Annotated in this window: 14 protein-coding genes and 1 pseudogene; 7 read left to right on the top strand and 8 right to left on the bottom strand. The window is 73.9% G+C overall.

The window, feature by feature from the left end:
- Positions 1–79: 79 nt before the first annotated feature.
- Entirely contained in the window at positions 80–739 is a 660-nt protein-coding gene (locus ACIO5D_RS28780; RefSeq protein ID WP_400653871.1) for a Uma2 family endonuclease, read from the top strand.
- Here the strand turns inward: ACIO5D_RS28780 and ACIO5D_RS28775 are convergent.
- A complete protein-coding gene (locus tag ACIO5D_RS28775) occupies positions 736–2,058 on the bottom strand; it encodes an MFS transporter (protein ID WP_400653873.1) in 1,323 nt (440 codons plus the stop codon). The two genes, ACIO5D_RS28780 and ACIO5D_RS28775, sit on opposite strands and share 4 nt — an antisense overlap.
- Positions 2,059–2,422: 364 nt before the next feature.
- Here ACIO5D_RS28775 and ACIO5D_RS28770 point away from each other — a divergent pair, with 364 nt between their 5' ends.
- On the top strand, positions 2,423–4,048 hold the full coding sequence (locus tag ACIO5D_RS28770) for a hypothetical protein (RefSeq protein ID WP_400798764.1): 1,626 nt from the start codon (positions 2,423–2,425) through the stop codon (positions 4,046–4,048).
- Between the two features lie 82 nt (positions 4,049–4,130).
- On the opposite strand, the gene ACIO5D_RS28765 is transcribed toward ACIO5D_RS28770, so the two are convergent.
- The gene (locus ACIO5D_RS28765) at positions 4,131–4,574 is read right to left on the bottom strand and encodes a VOC family protein (RefSeq protein ID WP_400653875.1); all 444 of its coding nucleotides are present in this window, start codon (positions 4,572–4,574) and stop codon (positions 4,131–4,133) included.
- Between the two features lie 120 nt (positions 4,575–4,694).
- On the opposite strand from ACIO5D_RS28765, the gene ACIO5D_RS28760 reads away from it, so the two are divergent.
- Together ACIO5D_RS28760 and ACIO5D_RS28755 are read left to right on the top strand one after the other, a co-directional pair.
- Entirely contained in the window at positions 4,695–6,077 is a 1,383-nt protein-coding gene (locus ACIO5D_RS28760; protein WP_400798761.1) for a hypothetical protein, read from the top strand.
- 251 nt (positions 6,078–6,328) lie between these two features.
- Positions 6,329–7,807, top strand: a complete 1,479-nt coding sequence (locus ACIO5D_RS28755; protein ID WP_400798758.1) for an alkaline phosphatase PhoX — start codon at positions 6,329–6,331, stop codon at positions 7,805–7,807.
- Between the two features lie 51 nt (positions 7,808–7,858).
- Here ACIO5D_RS28755 and ACIO5D_RS28750 read toward each other — a convergent pair whose 3' ends face one another.
- Positions 7,859–9,463, bottom strand: coding sequence for a helix-turn-helix domain-containing protein (locus ACIO5D_RS28750; RefSeq protein WP_363613527.1), 1,605 nt, complete (start codon positions 9,461–9,463; stop codon positions 7,859–7,861).
- A 301-nt stretch (positions 9,464–9,764) separates the two neighbouring features.
- Here ACIO5D_RS28750 and pruA point away from each other — a divergent pair, with 301 nt between their 5' ends.
- Complete coding sequence (gene pruA, locus ACIO5D_RS28745) at positions 9,765–11,393, top strand: L-glutamate gamma-semialdehyde dehydrogenase (RefSeq protein WP_363613529.1); 1,629 nt, start codon at positions 9,765–9,767, stop codon at positions 11,391–11,393.
- A gap of 92 nt (positions 11,394–11,485) precedes the next feature.
- Positions 11,486–12,415 (top strand): proline dehydrogenase family protein, encoded by a 930-nt coding sequence (locus ACIO5D_RS28740; RefSeq protein ID WP_400653879.1) that lies wholly within the window; start codon positions 11,486–11,488, stop codon positions 12,413–12,415.
- 75 nt (positions 12,416–12,490) lie between these two features.
- On the opposite strand, the pseudogene ACIO5D_RS28735 reads toward ACIO5D_RS28740, so the two are convergent.
- The 4 genes and pseudogenes from ACIO5D_RS28735 to ACIO5D_RS28720 all read right to left on the bottom strand — a co-directional run.
- Positions 12,491–12,688: pseudogene (locus ACIO5D_RS28735) on the bottom strand (Uma2 family endonuclease); the annotation flags it as partial.
- Between the two features lie 31 nt (positions 12,689–12,719).
- Complete coding sequence (locus tag ACIO5D_RS28730; protein WP_400653881.1) at positions 12,720–13,208, bottom strand: GNAT family N-acetyltransferase; 489 nt, start codon at positions 13,206–13,208, stop codon at positions 12,720–12,722.
- Between the two features lie 176 nt (positions 13,209–13,384).
- On the bottom strand, positions 13,385–14,626 hold the full coding sequence (locus ACIO5D_RS28725; RefSeq protein ID WP_400654044.1) for a TerD family protein: 1,242 nt from the start codon (positions 14,624–14,626) through the stop codon (positions 13,385–13,387).
- Positions 14,627–14,804: 178 nt separating this feature from the next.
- The gene (locus ACIO5D_RS28720) at positions 14,805–16,007 is read right to left on the bottom strand and encodes a hypothetical protein (RefSeq protein WP_400798756.1); all 1,203 of its coding nucleotides are present in this window, start codon (positions 16,005–16,007) and stop codon (positions 14,805–14,807) included.
- Between the two features lie 372 nt (positions 16,008–16,379).
- On the opposite strand from ACIO5D_RS28720, the gene ACIO5D_RS28715 reads away from it, so the two are divergent.
- Positions 16,380–16,877, top strand: a complete 498-nt coding sequence (locus ACIO5D_RS28715) for an SsgA family sporulation/cell division regulator (protein WP_363613537.1) — start codon at positions 16,380–16,382, stop codon at positions 16,875–16,877.
- Here ACIO5D_RS28715 and ACIO5D_RS28710 read toward each other — a convergent pair.
- Positions 16,799–18,379, bottom strand: coding sequence for a GAF domain-containing protein (locus ACIO5D_RS28710; RefSeq protein WP_363613539.1), 1,581 nt, complete (start codon positions 18,377–18,379; stop codon positions 16,799–16,801). The genes ACIO5D_RS28715 and ACIO5D_RS28710 overlap by 79 nt on opposite strands.
- Positions 18,380–18,622 lie beyond the last annotated feature (243 nt).

Raw genomic sequence — 18,622 nt, 5'->3', positions numbered from 1 at the left:
GGGGAATGCGTCACGCGGCAGTGGTATATCTGCGAGTGGGTGGTCACGCTGGCCCTGCGACCGTGAAGGGAGCGATGTGATGTCTGTGGTTGCGTCCGGACGGTGGACGTTGCCCGACTCGCCGTACGCCATGTGGGTCCGGGACGAGCTTGCCGCGTATCTGCGGATCCCGGAGGACGGCACACGGGTCGAGGTGATCGGAGGGGAGTTCGTCGTGTCGCCTGCGCCGGTGTTCACGCATGCGGTGATTCTCTCCAACATCCAGCGCGCGGTGGACTACGCGGAGTTCACCGACCCCTCGTTCCCCTGGCGGGTGGTCCAGGGCGTCAACGTCGACCTGGTCGAGATCGGCGACGGCTATGTCCCGGACCTGGTCGTCCTGCACCGGGACACCGTCGACCACGGCTGCGCCGAGGACGTACGTCACCTGTACCCGCAGCAGGTGAACCTGGTGGTGGAGGTGACCTCTCCCTCCAATGCCTACAACGACCGGGAGCCGGTGCTCAGCCGACGGATGCAGGCCACCAAGTGGAACGGGTACGCCCGGGGCGGTGTGCCGCACTACCTCCTGGTCGACCGTGACCCCGAGCGGCCCGGCATCACGCTGTTCGGTGAGCCGGACCGCGGGGCCGGTACGTACGGTGTGCTCGAGACCTGGAAGTTCGGTGAAACGGTCTCATTGCCCGAGCCGTTCCGGTTCGAGATCCCGACGGACCGCCGGCGTCCCTGGTCCGACTAGCGTTTGCGGGCCACCGCCAGGGCCAGGGCGAGGCAGAGTGCGGCGGCCAGGGCGGTGAAGCCGCTGGTGGCGGGGAGGAGGCCGTAGCGCTGGACGAGGGCGCCGACGGCGACGATGGGGAGGGAGCTGCCGAGGTAGACGATGACCCAGAGGGAGCTGAGTTCGGAGCCCCGGCGTTCGGGGTTCATCGCGGCGACGGCGGTGGTGAAGAGCGAGCGGAAGGCGATGCCCTGGCAGGCGCCGCCGAGGACGCTGCCGATGAAGAGCAGCGCGGGGGTGCCGGTGTACTGGGCGGCGACGACCAGGCCGAGCCCGGCGGCGAGGCCGGCCATGCCGAGGGCGACGACCAGCCGGTCGGCGGTCGGCGGGACGAGCAGCTGGGCGGCGGCCGAGGAGCCGAGCAGCAGGGCCGCCACCACGGCACCGACCAGGTGCGAGTCGGTGTGCAGCAGCTTGGCGGAGAAGGCCGGGGCCAGGCTGAGGTAGACACCGAAGACGGCGTACGAGACGAAGCCGGCGCCGGAGGCCAGCAGGAACTCGCGACGGCCGGAGGCCGGCAGGGCGAGCCGCTGCGGGCGTAGGTGGGCCGGGGTGGTGATGCGCGGCGGGGAGGCCGGAGGGCGGCGGCGGCCGGGCATCCGGGGGTGGACGAGGGCGAGCGGCACACAGAGCGCCAGCAGGGCGACGGCGTGCAGCAGGAAGGGCGTCAGCAGCGGGTCGGAGCCGTCGGCCAGCAGTGCGCCGACGACCGGGCCGAGCGCGACGCCGCCGGCGGAACAGGCCAGGGTGAGTTTGGCGGCGAGGGTCGGCCGGTCGGGCAGCAGGTCGCCGAGGGCCGCTCCGGCGGCGCCGGTGGACAGGCCCACCGCGATGCCCTGGACGGCCCGGCCGAGGGCCAGCTGCCAGAAGCTGCCGGAGGTGGCGAAGACCACGTCACCGGCGGCGGCCAGGGTCACGGCGGGCAGGATCAGCGCCCGTCGGCCGAGGTGGTCCGACCAGTGGCCGACCACGGCGAGCACCGGGACCAGCGCGAACACGTACACCGTGAACAGGACGGTGGTGTCGAGCGGGGTCAGCGCGAGCCGCTGCTGGAGCAGGGGGTAGATCGGCGTGGCCAGATTGGCGCCGATCAGCATGAGGAGCAGGGCGGCGGCGACAAGGCCGACGCGTATCCCGCGCAGCGCGTTCCAGCGGCTGATCGCGGAGAGCTGGAGCTGGGTGCGGGGCGCGAGCTCCAGGGGAAGCAGGGCCTCCGACAGTCGGCGTCCGTCGAACTGCGCGGTGCGCAGGCCGGAGCCGGCGGGGGAGAGGTCCGCCATGGCAGGGGTCTCCTGTGGCCGGGCACCACCGGGGTCGGCTGGGTGTGCCGGTGCGCCCGTCCTGCGGCGCTGTGGTGGTGGCCTCGGTGCGGGGCTCCCTGGTGGAGCGGGTGAGCGTGGGCCCCTCCTGCCCGGACCGGGCGAGGAGGGGAAAGGGCTTCGTCGCCCGGTGGTCCGCGCGGGGTGTGCGCGGTACTGATTCGAAGGATAAGGGGTGGGCGCACTGTTGCGGCGCGCGCCCCTTGGGGCCGGGCGTCGGCGCTGCCAGGCCTATACGCTGAGGTGATGGACCGGCACACGGAGCTCATCCGTTCGGGCCGGGCACTGATCGACCGACTGCTGGCTGTAGGGAGAACGCGCAACGATGGCCGGACGACGTCGTAAGAACGCTGGGGTTTCGTCGGCGGGTGCGCCGGGTGAGGGGCCGGGCGAGGCGGTACTGCCCGCCGACCTGGAGCTGGAGGACCTCTACGGGGCGTTCGCCGCGCACGGGATGGACGACGAGGACCTCGACGACGCTGCCGTGCTGGTACCGCCGGTGAAGCTGCCGTCCGAGGAGGAGCTGGCCGAGCAGGCCAAGGCCGTCCCGATGTTCGGGTACGCGCTGACGCTGGCCCGCTGGACCGCCCCGCACCGGGCGGTGGACGAGTTCGGCGACCTCACCGGCCCGGACCGGGCGCCGGCGGCCCGGCTGCTCGGCCTCGCCCCCGAGGAGGGGGAAGTACCGGAGGAGGCCGTGGTCGAGGCGATGCGGGCCTGGTCGCTGGCGTGCGACCTGGACCTGGTCGAGATCGGCACCACCGCCGAGGGCGAGCACGTCGCCGTCCCGGGGCCGGATCTGGAGCCCGCCGAGCAGGGGGACGCGGAGACCGTCCTGGAGCTCTGGCTGACGGCCGCCGGGATCGTCCGGGAGCTGGCCGCGGAGGCGGACTCGCTGCCGGAGGAGGAAGGGGCCGAGGGCGAGGGCGAGGCAGAGGAGGACGAGGACCGGCTGACGCAGGTCGAGGAGGCCCGGGACGAGGCCGCCGAACTGCTCGACGAGGCGCTCCAGGTGCTGTACGAGACCACCGCCTTCGCCGACCCGGGCAGTGAGACCGTGCCGCTGGGCGTGCTGGCCGCGCTGCTGGTCGTGCCGGAGGGCGAGGAGCCGAGCGAGGAACTGCTCGGCGACATCACCGATGTGATGGTCACCCTGGACCCGATGCTCGGCGACCTCGCCGAGCTGGGCCTGCTGGACTACCGCCCGATCGACCCGGAGCTGTTCGACGAGGAGGAGCCGGAGGGCGGCGCCCCGGCCGGGGAGGAGCCGCTGGACGAGGAGGAGTCCGCGCGCTTCGGCCTGGTCCGGCTCACCCCGCTCGGCCAGTACGGGATCCGGCAGTGGCTGCTGGAGGACGGGTACGACGCGCCGCTGGTCGGCGAGCTGGCCCAGGGCGACGCCGTCGAGCTGCTGCGGACGGTCTGCGAGGCGGCCAATGTGCTGCCCGAGGAGGAGCTGCGGGTCTGGGTCACCGGCCGGGAGCCGGTCGAGGCGGCGCGCGAACTGCTCGCGGCGGCGCGCGGCGACGACACGTACGCTCCGCTGCGCCGGATGCTCTGCCAGCTGGCGCTGACCATGCTCGGCGGGGCCGCCGAGCCCGCCGTCCAGGAGGTGCTGGACGACCCGGAGCTGGGCGGCGGAGCCCGCGCCTGGCTGGCCTCCATCGGGGCGGCGGACGTGCCGACGCCGGAACGGGCGATGGTGCTGTGGACGGTGGTCGACACCTTCGCCGCCCAGCTGCTGGACAGCGGCGGCGACGCGGAGCTGCTGCGCGAGCTGATCGCCGGGCTGCCGGTGACGGACAATCCGGCGAGTTACTTCGGCGAGCTCTGGCGGGTCGACCACCCGTACACGGCGGACGTGCTGGAGGCCGTCGGCGAGCTGCACCTCGACCGGGCGGTGGCCAAGGAGGCCCGCAAGGCGGCCTTCAAGGCGCGGTCGAAGAAGTGAGCCCGGGGCGGTGAGCCCGGGCCCGGACGGGCCCCAGGACGTGTCCGACGGCGCGCATGCGGCGGGAACCGTCGGACACGCCCTACGGGAGGTCGAGCGAGCCGTCCTCGGCGAAGGGGAAGAACGGGTTGTGGGCCAGCTCCCAGAGGTGCCCGTCCGGGTCCTCGAAGTAGCCGGAGTAGCCGCCCCAGCTGGTCGTGGCCGGCGGCTTGACCACGCTGGCGCCCGCCTCGACGGCCGTCCGCAGAGCGGCGTCCACCAGCTCGGGGGACTCCAGGTTCACCGCGAGGGTGACGCCGCGGAAGGCCGGCTCGCCGGTGGCGGGCACGCCCGCGTCGGCGGCCAGCTCGTCGTGCGGGAAGAGGCCGAGCACGGAGTCGGCGGTGCGGAACCAGACGATCTCCGGGCTGGAGACGGACGACCGCTTCCAGCCGAGGCCTTCGTAGAAGCGGGTGCTGCGGTCGAGATCACTCACCCCGAGGGTGACGATGCTGATCCGGGCCGGAACGTTGCTGTTCGCTGTCATGCCCGACAGCGTAGGCAGGGCGACTGACAGGGGCCCGCCCTGACACGGCCCCGCCCTGCCCGTCCGCCCCCGGTCGGGCCGGTCGTCCGGGCCGATCAGCCGGGCGTGCAGCGGGAGCTGATGACCCGGCAGGTACCGGCCACGTATCGTTTCCCGAGGCGGCGCGAGGGCGGCGAGGACTCGGGGGTGCGGCACAGCATGATGCGGGAGAGCGGCGGCAGGCCCCAGGAGCAGAACGGCCCCCGGGCGGACGGCTCCGCCGGGGGCGGACCCTTCGGGGGCGGGACCGCGGCGGGTGGTTCCGCGATGGGCGGTTCCGCGGCGGGCGGTCCTGCGGTGGGTGGTCCCGCGGTGGGTGGTCAGGTCGGCCACGGCCCGCGCGGGACGGACCCGCGCGGCCAGGAGGAGCGGCTCGCCGACCAGGAGGAGTTCGCGCGCCGCACCCTCGCCGCGGCGGACTTCCCGGTGTACGGGGTGGCGGCCGGGGCCGGCCGGGACGGCGACGCGCTGGCCGCGTTCGAGACCGCCGACGGCGAGCTGTGCTGGGTCGAGGTCCACTCCGGCGACCGGACCAGCGCCGACGGCCCGTACGTCACCGTGCGCACCTACCGGCCCGGCGCCGAGAACCGCGGCCGGCTGCCGGAGCTGGAGGACGTGGTCGAGGACGAGCGCGACCGGGTCTACGAGCAGCTCGGCGTCGACGAGGGCGAGGGCCCGGGCCGGGTCCGGGCGCTGCGCGAGTGGATCACCGTGGAGGGCGAGCCCCGCGCGGTGGAACTGCACGAGGACCGGCGCGAACTCTGGCACCGCCCGGACGCCCCCGGCACCGGCCCGGTCTGGGCGGCCCGGCTGCGGGTGGACGGGCTGACCGTCACGGTCTGCGGGCGGGGGGTGCCGCCCGGCGGCGTCGAACTGGCCCGGATCGGGGACTTCGAGCGGTACCTGCTCGGCCGGACCGGGCTGCTGCGCGCCCTCGCCTCCCGGCGCGGCCGCCATGTGCCGGTGGAGGAGCGCGACCTCGCCCCTGCCGTCGGACTGGAGGCGCACCGGGCGGTGATCGAGCACAGCATCAGGGAGTCCGCCGCCGTCGAGGCGCAGGTCCGGGCGGGGCGTACGCCGCGGCTGCCGCGCGGGCTGCGCGGGGAGAACGGCGCGCTGCGCTGGGAGGCCGCGGTGCGCCAGCAGATGCGGCTCGCCACGGAGACCCGGGAGGAGGCGGTCGCGGCGGTGACGGCGATGGTCAACCACCTCAACCGGCTCTCCCGGCAGACCCAGTGGGTGGTCGGCACGCCGGAGGGGCAGGCCGCCGTCGAGGAGGTCATCCGGTACACGGTGTTCGCCAGCGAGGTGGCGAGCCTGCCGGCGCAGCGGGCGTGGGAGCAGCTCTGGCGGAACCGGCCCGGCGGGGGAGACCCGTTCGACCGGGAGGAGCAGCGGCGGATCGAGGAGCAGCTGTGGCTGTCGGCCTGGGAGCAGTGGCGGTCGGCGCGGGCGGGGAGGTAGCCGGGGGGTGGTGCGGCCGGGCGGTGCGGCCGGGAGGTGTGGCAGGCGGGATGCCCGGCGGCAGGACGGCAAAGGGGCGGTCATGGATTGGCATACGGTCCGCAAATGACCACCCCGACGAGGTGTCCACGTCACCGGGAGTTCACCGGGGCGGCGGAGTCTGCTGGGCGTCGACGGTCTGCCTCGACAACTCGTACGCCACGCACCGGGCACCGTCCCGGTCGGCGGCCCACCCCTCAGGAGTGACTGCCATGTCGCTGTCCCGCCGGGACTTCGTCAACCGTTCCACCCTCGTCGGGGCCGGCGTTCTGATCGCCGGCAGCGCCGAGGCCCTGGCCAGCGCCCCCGGCGCGATCGCCGCCCCGGTGGGCGGCGAGGTGCAGGCCGCCGCGACCGCCGACGCCGAGCGTGCCGCCGTCGGTTACGGTCCGCTGGTCCAGGACCCGCAGAACCTGCTCTCGCTGCCCAAGGGCTTCAAGTACACCGTCGTGAACCGGACCGGCGTCACCAAGCTGCGCACCGGCGAGTTCACCCCCAGCAACCACGACGGCACCTCCGCCTTCGAGGACGAGCGCGGCGGCAACCTGCTGGTCGTCAACCACGAGCTGAGCGGCGCCCGCGCCAACTGGCCGTACCCGGTGCCGCTGACCGAGGGCCACGTCTACGACCCGGGCGCGGCCGGCGGCTGCACCATCGTGCACGCCAAGGCCAACGGCAAGGTCGAGCAGTGGGTCGGCATCGCCGGAACCTCCACCAACTGCGCCGGTGGCGTGACCCCGTGGGGCACCTGGCTGTCGGGCGAGGAGACCGAGGACAAGGCCGGCAAGAACGGCTTCACCAAGGACCACGGCTACATCTTCGAGGTCGACCCGTTCGACGACGAGTACAACCAGAACCCGCAGCCGGTGAAGGCCTTCGGCCGCTACGCGCACGAGGCCGTCGTCGTCGACCCCAAGCGCGGCCAGGTCTACCTGACCGAGGACGCCTCCAACCCCAACGGCCTGCTGTTCCGCTGGACCCCGCCGGCCGGTTTCAAGCACGGCCGCTACCAGCTGCGCAAGCTCGCCGCCGACGCCGGTGTGCTGGAGGCCTTCAAGGTCTTCGACTCGCAGGGCAAGTTCATCGACGACCTGTCGCGCGCCACCAAGGTGGGCACCACCTACGGCGTGGACTGGGTCAAGGTCGAGGACCGCGACGCCCGTACGGTCTCCGTCCGCAAGCAGTTCAAGGACGGCGAGGTCACCCGTGCCCGCAAGCTGGAGGGCATGTGGTGGGGTGACGGCGGCTTCTACTTCGTCTCCTCCTTCGCCCGGTCGGAGAGCCCCGTCCAGCACGACGGCCAGGTCTGGTTCTTCAACCCGGCCCGCCGCACCATCACCCTGAAGGTGCTGCTCGGCGTCAACACCGACGTGTTCGGCGACCACGACAACTACGACGGCCCGGACAACATCACCGTCTCGCCCTACGGCGGCATCGTGATCGCCGAGGACGGCGAGGGCGTCTCGCACCTGTTCGGCGCCACCGAGGACGGGCTGTACCCGATCGCCCGCAACGAGCTGAACATCGGCACCGCCGAGAAGCCCGAGTTCAGCGAGTTCACCGGGGTGACCTTCTCGGACGACGGCAAGACGCTGTTCGCCAACATCCAGGTGCCGGGCATCCAGCTGGCCATCACCGGCCCCTGGCACCGGCTGAACGAGCACAAGCGCGGCCAGGGCTACGGCGCCTGACCCGAGGTATGACGGGAAGGGGTCCGCTCCGGCGGGCCCCTTCAGTCGTCTTCAGTCGTCCGCGGGCAGCCGCAGTTGCAGCATCGCCAGCAGCCGCTGCTGCGGCTGGGTCAGGTCGATGCCGGTCAACTGCTCGGCCCGGCGCACCCGGTAGCGCAGGGTGTTGGGGTGGATGTGCAAGGCGTCCGCGGCGACCCGGACCTCGCCGAGCGCGTCCAGCCAGGCCAGCACCGACTCGGCGAGCCGGGTGCCGTGCCGGCGGTCGTACCCGGCCAGCGCGGTCAGCCGCGGGTCACGCAGGCCGCTCCGCTCCTGCAGCAGCGCCAGCATCTCGCTGACCAGCACCTCCGCCTGGACGTCGATCAGCGCCGCGACCTCCAGGTCCACCCCGCCGCGGCCCATCGCGTCCAGGATGCGGTCCGCCTGCGCACGGGACTCGGGCACCTGGGCCAGGCCGTCCACCGTCGAGCCGATCGCCGCCCGCAGCGGCACGCCCAGGTGCTCCCGGGCGGCCTCGACCACCCCCCGCGCCCAGTCCCGGACCGTCGTCATCGGCAGGCCGGCCGGCAGCTCGGGCAGCAGCACGTACACCCGGGACTCGATCGGCGCGAGCAGCGCGGCCCGGTGCCGGGCGGCGGTGTGCACCGAGATCAGACCGGTCACCTCGGCCCGGGTGAGGGCCTCCGTGGTGTGCGCGCTGTACGCCAGGACGGTGGCCGGGCGGCGCAGGTCCAGGCCCAGATGGGTGGCCAGGGACTGCGGGCCGGTCGAGCCCTCCAGCAGCCCGGTGAGCAGGGTCCGGGTCAGCCGGACGTCCGCCGACAGCTCCCGGCGCCGTCGCACCAACTGCGCCGCCGCCACCCGGGCCGCGCCGACCAGCGCCTGCTCGGCGAGCGGCGCGAGCGGCTGGGCGCCCTCCTGCACCCAGATAGTGCCGAGCGGCTGCGCCCCGGCCCGGATGCCGATCGCGAGCCGGCGGCGCAGGCCCAGCTCCGGGTGCGGGTCGACCGCGATCGCCGTGTCCGAGCTGCGCAGATGCTGGAAGATGCCCCACTCGCGGAGCTTGGAGAGGTACGGCTCGGGCCCCTGCCAGCCGAGGATGGAGAGCCGCCGGAGGTCGTCCACCTCGTCGGAGTCGGAGGAACGGGAGTAGGCCAGCACCCGGCTGGAGGTGTCCTCGATCGAGACGATGCCGTTGGTGAGCACGGCGACGGTCTGGGCGAGCGAGAAGAGGTCGCCCGCGTTGTGCTCGGGGGCGCCCGGCCCGTCCGGTGCGTCCGGCCCGGCGATGATCGCGCGGGCGAGCGAGTCCAGGTGCTCCCAGCGGGTCTCGCGGCGGACCGAGAGCAGCGCGACGCCCGCCTCGGTGGCCGCCTCGCGCAGCGCGTCCGCCTGGCCGGGGCCGTCCAGCTTGACGGCCACCGCCGCCGCGCCGGCCCGGCCGGCCGCGCGCAGGGCCGGCAGCGCGGCCCGGCCGCGGGCGCCGATGGCGAGGACCAGCTCGCCCGGTGCGGCGACCGGCGGGTCCTCCGGGTCGAGGATCACCACGTCGCGGACCGGTACGTCCAACCCCTGGGGGGCGGCCTGGAGTTCGACCAGCGGCTCGCCGAGGGACATCAGCAGTTGCCGGAGCGGGAGGCCGAGGGGCTGGGACACCGGGCCTCCTTCATCCACGCGGACAACGGTGTACGGACGATTTTAGCCGGGCGGACGAAACCGGGAGCCGGGCCGCCGGACCGGCCGGCGCCGGGCAGCCGACGCGGTGGCCGGGGCGCTGACCAGGGGACAACCGTGACCGCCCCGTGATCCCTTCGTCGGGCCGGACAACGCCGTACGGGGGACTTTAGCCGCCCGGCCAATCAAGTGGGCCGCCGGGCAGGAATAGCGTTCGTGCTGTGGCCGACGCGCGACCCGCGTCGGCATCCCCCCCCCGCGAACCGAAGGAGAGCGTGCGCTCATGGATGCTGTGACCCAGGTCCCCGCGCCGGTGAACGAGCCGGTCCACAGCTACGCCCCGGGCAGCCCCGAACGGGCCCGTCTGGAGGCCAGGCTGAAGGAGCTGGGCGGCCAGGAGCCGGTCCAGCTGACCATGACGATCAACGGTGAGCGCCGCCTCGGCGGCGGCACCGAGATCCACGTCGTCCAGCCGCACAACCACGCGGCGAGGCTCGGTACGCTGCGCAACGCCACCCAGGCCGACGCGCAGGACGCCATCGACGCTGCCCTGGCCGCCGCCCCGGCCTGGCAGGCGCTCTCCTTCGACTCCCGCGCCGCGATCTTCCTCAAGGCCGCCGACCTGCTGGCCGGCCCCTGGCGCGAGACCCTGGCCGCCGCCACCATGCTCGGCCAGTCCAAGACCGCGCAGCAGGCCGAGATCGACACCCCCTGCGAACTGGTCGACTTCCTGCGCTTCAACGTGCACTTCGCCCGCCAGATCATGGCCGAGCAGCCGCTCTCCTCCGAGGGCGTGTGGAACCGCAGCGACCACCGCCCGCTGGAGGGCTTCGTCTACGCGATCACCCCGTTCAACTTCACCGCCATCGCGGGCAACCTGCCGACCGCGCCCGCGCTGATGGGCAACGTGGTGCTCTGGAAGCCCTCCCCGACCCAGCAGTTCTCCGCGCACCTGCTGATGCAGCTGCTGGAGGAGGCCGGGCTGCCCAGGGGCGTCATCAACATGGTGACCGGTGACGGCCTGGCGGTCTCGGACGTCGCGCTGAAGCACCCCGCGCTGGCCGGCATCCACTTCACCGGCTCGACCGCCACCTTCCAGCACCTGTGGCGCGAGGTCGGCACCAACATCTCCGGCTACCGCACCTACCCGCGGATCGTCGGCGAGACCGGCGGCAAGGACTTCCTGGTCGCCCACCCGTCCGCCGACCCGGCCGTGCTGAAGACCGCGATGACCCGCGGCGCCTTCGAGTTCCAGGGCCAGAAGTGCTCGGCGCTCTCCCGGGCCTACGTCCCGGCGTCGGTCTGGGCCGGCCTCAAGGACGCGTTCCGCGACGAGGTCGAGGGCCTGACCATGGGCGACGTCACCGACCTGGCGAACTTCATGTCCGCCGTCATCGACGAGCGCTCCTTCGCCAAGAACAAGGCCGCGATCGACCGGGCCCAGGCGGACCCGAAGGTCGAGGTCCTGGCCGGCGGCACCTACGACGACTCGGTCGGCTACTTCGTCCGCCCGACCGTGCTGGTCTGCGAGGACCCGGCGAGCGAGTACTTCCGGGACGAGTACTTCGGCCCGGTCCTCGCGGTGTACGTCTACGAGGACGAGAAGTACGAGGAGATGCTGGCGCAGATGGAGTCGGTGTCCTCGTACGGCCTGACCGGCGCGATCATCGCCCAGGACCGGGCCGCCGCCCAGGACGCCATGCACAAGCTGCGGTTCGCGGCCGGCAACTTCTACATCAACGACAAGCCGACCGGCGCGGTCGTCGGCCAGCAGCCGTTCGGCGGCGGCCGGGCCTCGGGCACCAACGACAAGGCCGGCGCCAAGCAGAACCTGGCGCGCTGGACCTCGACCCGCTCGGTCAAGGAAACCTTCGTCCCGCCGACGGACTACCGCTACCCGCACATGGGCTGAGCGCCCGCCCACGTGGCGGGCGGGCCCACCCCACAGGCCCGCCCGCCGCTTTCCTTCTGCCACCCTTAGAAGCACCAGCTCCAGGAGTCACGATGCTCCGTTCCGCCCTCCTCGCGGCCTCCCGCTCCCCGCAGGTCCGCACCGTCGTCGAGAAGTTCCCGCCGACCCACGCGATAGTCGAACGCTTCGTCGCCGGTGAGGCCCTCGACGACGCCGTCACCGCCTGCGACGACCTGGTCGCCACCGGCCGCAAGGTCACCCTGGACCACCTCGGTGAGGACACCCAGGACGCCGCCCAGGCCGCCGGCACCGCCGAGGCCTACGAGCACCTGCTCACGGCGCTCAAGGAGACCGGCCTCGCGGCGGGTGCCGAGGTGTCGGTGAAGCTGTCGGCCGTCGGCCAGTTCCTCCCGGTGGACGGCGAGAAGATCGCGCTGGAGAACGCCCGCCGGATCTGCGAGGCGGCCGCCGTGGCCGGCACCACGGTGACGCTCGACATGGAGGACCACACCACCACGGACTCCACCCTGGCCATCGCGCGTGAGCTGCGCGCCGACTTCCCGTGGCTGGGCGTCGTCCTCCAGGCCTACCTGCGCCGCACCGAGGCCGACTGCCGCGAGTTCAGCGGCCCCGGCTCGCGGGTGCGCCTCTGCAAGGGCGCCTACAAGGAGCCGGAGTCGGTCGCCTTCCAGGGCAAGCACGAGGTCGACCTGGCGTACGTCCGGGCGCTGAAGGTCCTGATGGCCGGCGAGGGTTACCCGATGATCGCCTCGCACGACCCCAACATGATCAAGATCGCCGGGCAGCTCGCCCAGTGGAACGGCCGCAAGCGCGACTCCTTCGAGTACCAGATGCTCTTCGGCATCCGCCCCGAGGAGCAGCTGCGGCTGGCCGCCGAGGGCAACACCATGCGGGTGTACCTGCCGTACGGCCAGGAGTGGTACGGGTACTTCATGCGCAGGCTCGCCGAGCGCCCGGCCAACCTGACCTTCTTCCTGCGCGCCATGGCGACGCGCGGCTGAGGCTCTCCCGTGCTCGTACGGCCCGCACCCCCGGTGGAAGGGGGGTGCGGGCCGTACGGCGTGGCGGGGCGGTGCTCAGAGGAACGGCTTGGTGTCCAGCTCGAAGCCGAACGGGGCGGGCAGCACGAGCGGTCGGCCGAGCGGGGCGAGGTGCACTTCGGTGTACTCGTCGCCGTGCGGCGTGCTGAAGATGCTGACCTGGGACCTGTCGCGGTCGATCAGGAGGTGGAGCGGGACGGCGGCGCGGGCGTAGCAGTGCCGCTTGGTGATCCGGTCCCGGTCGTAGGCCGGCCTCGGGCCTGGTTCAGAGTGCGCGGTGCATGATGTGCAGGCCGACGTAGCCGTGGACCGGGTGGCGGAAGCCCTCGGGGAGGGTGCCGAGGATGTCGAAGCCGAGGGACCGGTACAGCCGCACCGCGGGCTCGTTCGAGGCCACGACCGCGTTGAACTGCATGGCCCGGTACCCGGCCCGGCGGGCCCACTCCAGCGAGTACCCGGCGAGGGCGCGGCCGACGCCCCGGCCGGCGTGCGCCGGGTCGACCATGTAGCCGGCGCTCGCGATGTGCGAGCCGTTGCCCAGGTGGTTGCGGTTCATCTTGGCGGTGCCGAGGACGGTGCCCGCCTCGTCCACGGCGACCACCGTCCGGTACGGGGCGGCCAGCAGCCACCAGTCGCGGCCCTGGTCGGAGGAGAGGTCCAGCGGGTAGGTGAAGGTCTCGCCGGCGGCCACGATGGCGTGGAAGAAGGGCCAGATGGCCGGCCAGTCCTCGGTGGTGGCTTCCCTGATCAGCATCCGGACAGGATGACGGCCGGGTGGCGGCGCCGCCACCGGTTTTGCGCCCGGCGCGGCGGCCCTGGGCGGTGGTCCTGGGCGGTGGTCCTGGACGACGGCCCTGGACGGCGGCCCGCCCCCGGTGCCCGGGAAAGGGGCTTCGGGGGCGGGCCGGACGACGCGCGGGGGGAGCCTGCTCAGAGCATCGCGGCGGCGGGCTTGACCATGGCGCGGGCGGTCTTGGCGTCGACGTACTCGCCGATGGCGGTCATCACCCATTCGCCGGAGTACTGGCGGACCAGCTTGCACATCACCACACCGGTGTGCGGCTCGGCGTGGGTGAGGTCGAAGCGGACCAGCTCCTGGCCGGAACCGGCGTCCACCAGGCGGCAGTAGGCGTTCTTGACGTCGGTGAACTTCTGGCCGGAGAAGGAGTTCACCACGAACACCAGGCCGCAGACCTCCGGCGGCAGGCCGTCGAGGTGGACGGTGATCGACTCGTCGTCGCCGCCGCCCTCGCCGGTGAGGTTGTCGCCGGAGTGGGCGATGGCGCCCTTGAAGACGGACAGCTTCATGAACCAGGCCGTCTCCAGCTTCTCGCGCTTGCCGTCGAAGGCGATGCAGGAGGCGTCGAGGTCGATGCTGCGGCCGCGGCCGGCGGGCTCCCAGCCGAGGCCCATCCGAACGGAGGAGAGGAAGGGCTTGCCGTTCTTCTCCAGGGAGACCGAGCCGCCCTTGGTGAGGTTCACCCGGCCCTTGTCCAGGGTGATCTTGGTGAGCGAGGGCGCGGGGGGCGCCGGGGGCGCGGGCGGGGCCGGGGGTACCGGGGGAGCGGTCTGCGGCATCGGCGGGGCGGCCGGCGGCGGGGCCATGGGCGGCGCGACGGGCGGTGCGGGGGGCGCGACGGGCGGTGCGGCGACGGGCGCGGCGGTGACCGGCGCGGGCTCGTCCTCGACGTTGACGCCGAAGTCGGTGGCGATGCCGGCCAGACCGTTGGCGTAACCCTGGCCGACCGCGCGGACCTTCCAGGCGCCGCCCCGCTGGTAGACCTCGACCACGATCAGCGCGGTCTCGCGGCCCAGCGCCGGCGGGGTGAAGGTGACCAGCACCTGGCCGGTGTCGGCGTCGCGGACGGTCGCGGTCGGCTCGATGCCCGCGAAGGTGGCGCCGGCCTCGTCGGGGCTGGCCGTCACCACGACCTTGGTGATGCCGGCCGGGACGGCGCCGGTGTCGATGGTGATGGCGTCCGGGGTGCCGCCGCCGGCCGGGCGGTGGGTCACACCGGGGCCGTCGGGGGCGTTGAAGAACACGAAGTCGGCGTCCGAGCGGACCTTTCCGGCGTCGGTCAGCAACAGGCCGGAGACGTCCAGCGCCTTGGGTGCGGTGACCTCGACGGTCACCCGCGCGGCGGTCAGCGGGGCGTTGCCGCCTTGGGTCAGGACCGTGGACACGAACTCCTCCTCGGATGCGGTGGCACGGCGTTCGGGGCCCGAGTCGGGGCCCCTGTGCCGATTGGTACCCACAGTAACGAACGGGGTTGCCGGGACGAGCCCGAGAAGGGCCGTGACCTGTCGGATTGTCGGATCGCGGCCGGGTGCTGGTTCGGTGGACGGCGGCTCAGCGGGACGGCGCGGTGAAGGTGCCGAGGGCGGCGACGGCCCGGGGGCGGTGGATGCCGAACGCGGCGGCGTTCCAGCTCTCGGTGCTCCGGCTCCCGGCCGCCCGGTGCTCCGGCCCGGCGGTCCGTTCCGGGGCGGCGGCCGGGCGGGTACCGCGCACGCCGAAGGTGTAGTGGCCGGGGCGGACGTCGGTGCCGGCCGGGGTGGTGAACCGGTAGACCAGCACACCGCGTTCCTGGTGGGCGGTGACCACGGTGCCGGGCAGATCGGTCCAGGCGGTGCCGGTGCCGGGGGCCAACTCGCCGGGGGCGAGCCGGAACTCGGCCTGGAGCGCGGTGAGCGGCTCGGCGACGGTCAGGGAGAGCAGGTGCCGGAGGCCGTCGCGGCCGACCGGCTGCACGAGGGCGCGGCCGGTCAGGGCCGCGTCGGTGGCACCGTCGTCGGCCGGATCGGCGGGCTCGACGGGATCGTCCGGGACTGACGGGTCGGCGGGGTCCTCGTCGGTCGAGCGGCTGTCGGGTGCGGCGGGCGCGGGCGAGGACTTGGTGAACGGACGTGGGGTGGCGGGCGGTTCGGCGGCCGGGCCGGCAGGGGGTGCGGTGGGCCGCTCCCGGACCGGGCCGAGGGCCTCGGCGGACGGATCGGCGAAGGCGCCCCGGCCGGTGTCGGAGGGGGCGGCGAGGGGCCCGTGGACGGCGGCCCCGGGTGTGCCCGTCCCCTTGCCGTGGGTGTCGGCGTCGTGCGTACCGGGCGAGGGGGAGCCGGCCTCGTACGGGCCCGGGCGGGGCGCGGTGGAGACGCTGGGCGAGGCCGTCCCCGAGGGGCCGGCCGAGGGCCGCCGCGACGAGGGCGCGGCCGGGGTCCGGTCGGCGGCGCCGTCGGCCTGATCGGTGGTGGACTGATCGGCGGCGGCCTGGCCCGTGGCGGCCTGATCGGGGGCCGGGCTGGGCGGGGGAGGGCTGGAGCCGACCCGGGCGACCCCGGCCCGGCGGCCGACGCCCTGCTGCTCGTTGAGCAGGTAGGTGGTGGCGATGCTGATGCCGACCACGGTGGACATCGCCATCGCGGCCCCGGAGAAGCGGAGGGTGGGCAGCCGGAGCCGGCCGCCGAACGGCTTCCGTCTGCCGTGCCGGCCGTGGCGCTCGTGCCACTGGTCGCGCTCGTGGCGTACGCCCCGCTCGGTGTCCTCGCGCAGAGCCACCGGACCCTCCCTCCCCGAAGTCGGCGTTGCGGTCGCCGTATCCTCCCACGCGCTGCGGGAAGGCCCGAATCGCCGTCACGGGCGGACTGCCGCCGGGCGCGCCCGTGCGGGTCCGCCGGTGTTCGCGCGCTCGCGCGCGCCGGCAGGGGGACGAGCGTACCAGCGGGTGGCCGGGCCCGGACCAGACCTTGAACCGAATTGATCCAATACGTGGACAGCCTTCTGGGGAAAGGAAATTGACGATCCATCCGACAAGGCCGGTAAGGGCCGCCCGGCCGGGTCGGGGATTATTGCAACCTCCTTGCAACCCTTGCCCGGCGGTCGTCGGTGGCGCACCCTGGTGACATCCCACGCCGTCCCGGAGAGACCGTCATGCCGTCCGACCCGCTGCCCGCACCTTCCAGTGCCCCTCTCGCCGCTACCCCCACGGGCGGCGATGAGGCAGGCTCCACCGCCGCTCCGGCGGCGGTGGAGGAAGTGCTGACGCTGCGGATCTCGCTGGGTGAGGAGGTCGTCGGGGAGGTTCGGACCAGGTTCCGGTTCGACACCGAGCGCCCGTACGAGGTGCTGCTGACGTTCCATCTCGGGCGGCCGGACGAGGCCGACTGGGTGTTCTCGCGTGACCTTCTGCGCGACGGCCTGCGCTCCTTGAGCGGCCAGGGCGACGTCAAGCTGTGGCCCGCGTACTGTCCCTGCCACGGCTCGACGTTGCACCTGGCCCTCGAATCCCCGCACGGCAGCGCCCTGTTGGAGGCCTCCAAGCCCCGGGTGCAGGCCTGGCTGGACCGTACCTACGCGCTGGTCTCGGAGGAGGCCGAGCGAGCCTGTGGTCCGACCGACGCCCAGCTGTCCGCGCTGCTCGGCGGCTGAGCGGGCGGCCCCGGCGGCCGTGGGGGTTCGCCGGGCGGTGGGAGCTCACCCGTTCGTGGGAGGTCGTCCGGCAACGGGAGATCGTCCGGCGTGCGCGGACCGGGTAAGGGCGGGGTGCCCGGCAGCCGGACCGTCCCGTTCGCCAGACCCACCCGCAGCCGGCGCACGGCCGGCGCCGAGGAGACCGGCAGCAGGTCGTACGGGTCGTCCGGCCCGACCACGCTGACCAGCACCGATTCGGCGAACCGGTACGGCCGGTGGGCCAGGAGGCCGCCCAGGTAGCGGCGGAGCCGGGAGAGTTCGGCACGAACCGTCACCGTCCGGCCCGGGTCGCCGAAGAGGGCGTCCGCGAGCTGGGCCGCGGTGTGGCCGTCGCGCTCGGCGGCGAGCAGGAGCAGCAGTTCGGCATGGCGCGGGCTGAGCGCGTGGGACCAGCCGCCGGCCGCGCCGTGCACCGAGAGCTCCGGCCGGTCGGGCCGGCGCAGGTCGAGCCGGAGCCGGGCGCCCTCGGCCTGTTCGGCGGCGCCGTCGTCGTCCTCCGCCCGGGCATCGTCCTGCGGCCGGACCGGGCGGACCAGCCAGCCGTCGGCCAGCGGCTCTATGACGCACTCGCCGAGGCTGGGCAGCCAGTGCACGGCGGCCGAGCCCCAGCCCTCGGCGGGCAGTCGCAGCCGGGTGGGCGGCGGCAGGCCGGCCGCGGCGGCGGTCCAGCCGGCGGCGTCCACCACCAGCGCCGGGCCGTTCACCCGGGCCAGCAGCGGGGCGGCCAGGGTGCGCAGGTGGTGCAGCGACTCCAGGCGGCGGGCGCGCAGTTCGGTCTCGGCGAGCCGGGCGGCGGTGGCGGTCAGCTGCAGCAGGTACGGCCGGACGCTGTGGGCCGGGCCGCTGAGGTCGATGGCGCCGATCAGCCGCCCGGTGCCCGGGTCGCGCACCGGTGCGGCGACGCAGGTCCAGGAGTGGTGGCTGCGCAGGTAGTGCTCGGAGGAGTGGACGTGCATGGGGCGCTGGGCGCGCAGGGCGGCGGCTATGCCGTTGGTGCCGACGCTCTCCTCGACCCAGCGGGCGCCGGTGAGGAAGCCGATCCGGTCGGCGCTGCGGCGCAGCCCGCGCTCGCCCTCCTGCCAGAGGACGTGGCCCTCGGCGTCGGCGATGGCGAGGATCAGCGGGGTCTGGCCGACCGGTTCGAGCAGGGTGTCGCGCAGGACGGGCAGGACGGCGTCGAGGCCGCTGGTGCGGCGGCGGTGCTCGATCTCGGCGGGGCCGAGGTGGACGGCGGCGGCGCCGGCGTCCGGGTCGAGCCCCAGGCGGCGCAGCCGGGCCCAGGAGTCGCCGATCTCGGGGCGGGGCTGGAGCCGGGCCGGGTCGTCGTCGAGCGGGGCGTCCGGGGCCAGGTCCCTGGCGGTGGCCTCGGCGAGGGTGCGGTCGTGGACCTTGGCCAGCTCCGCCGCGGTCTGCGGAGTTCGACGCTCGGGTCGTCGGGTCTGCCGTCCGGTCTGCCGCACTCGGGTTGCTCCTCGCCGCCGTTCGAGGACGCGTCGGGGCCGACGCGCTGACGAAAGCGTACGGGGGCTGTTCGATCCTGGGCATGGGGTCTGCCAAGTCGGCATACCCGACGGTATGAAAATGGACATGTCGTGTTGCTGGGGCGGTTGGTGGCGCCTGCGGTACCTGCGGGTCGGGGATCGCGGTGAGGATCGCGCTGGGGGTGCGGTAGGGGTGCGGCGGGGGTTGGGGCGGGGGCTTCC

It is taken from the genome of Kitasatospora sp. NPDC087315 (genome assembly GCF_044744345.1).
Lineage (GTDB): Bacteria > Actinomycetota > Actinomycetes > Streptomycetales > Streptomycetaceae > Kitasatospora.
Note: the sequence above shows the minus strand (reverse complement) of the source record. Positions and strands in the feature narration are given on the sequence as shown.

Coding starts and splice junctions, on each gene's coding strand:
- ACIO5D_RS28780 (WP_400653871.1), top strand. CDS start 80: ATGTCTGTGGTTGCGTCCGGACGGTGGACGTTGCCCGACTCGCCGTAC.
- ACIO5D_RS28775 (WP_400653873.1), bottom strand. CDS start 2,058: ATGGCGGACCTCTCCCCCGCCGGCTCCGGCCTGCGCACCGCGCAGTTC.
- ACIO5D_RS28770 (WP_400798764.1), top strand. CDS start 2,423: ATGGCCGGACGACGTCGTAAGAACGCTGGGGTTTCGTCGGCGGGTGCG.
- ACIO5D_RS28765 (WP_400653875.1), bottom strand. CDS start 4,574: ATGACAGCGAACAGCAACGTTCCGGCCCGGATCAGCATCGTCACCCTC.
- ACIO5D_RS28760 (WP_400798761.1), top strand. CDS start 4,695: ATGACCCGGCAGGTACCGGCCACGTATCGTTTCCCGAGGCGGCGCGAG.
- ACIO5D_RS28755 (WP_400798758.1), top strand. CDS start 6,329: ATGTCGCTGTCCCGCCGGGACTTCGTCAACCGTTCCACCCTCGTCGGG.
- pruA (WP_363613529.1), top strand. CDS start 9,765: ATGGATGCTGTGACCCAGGTCCCCGCGCCGGTGAACGAGCCGGTCCAC.
- ACIO5D_RS28740 (WP_400653879.1), top strand. CDS start 11,486: ATGCTCCGTTCCGCCCTCCTCGCGGCCTCCCGCTCCCCGCAGGTCCGC.
- ACIO5D_RS28730 (WP_400653881.1), bottom strand. CDS start 13,208: ATGCTGATCAGGGAAGCCACCACCGAGGACTGGCCGGCCATCTGGCCC.
- ACIO5D_RS28715 (WP_363613537.1), top strand. CDS start 16,380: ATGCCGTCCGACCCGCTGCCCGCACCTTCCAGTGCCCCTCTCGCCGCT.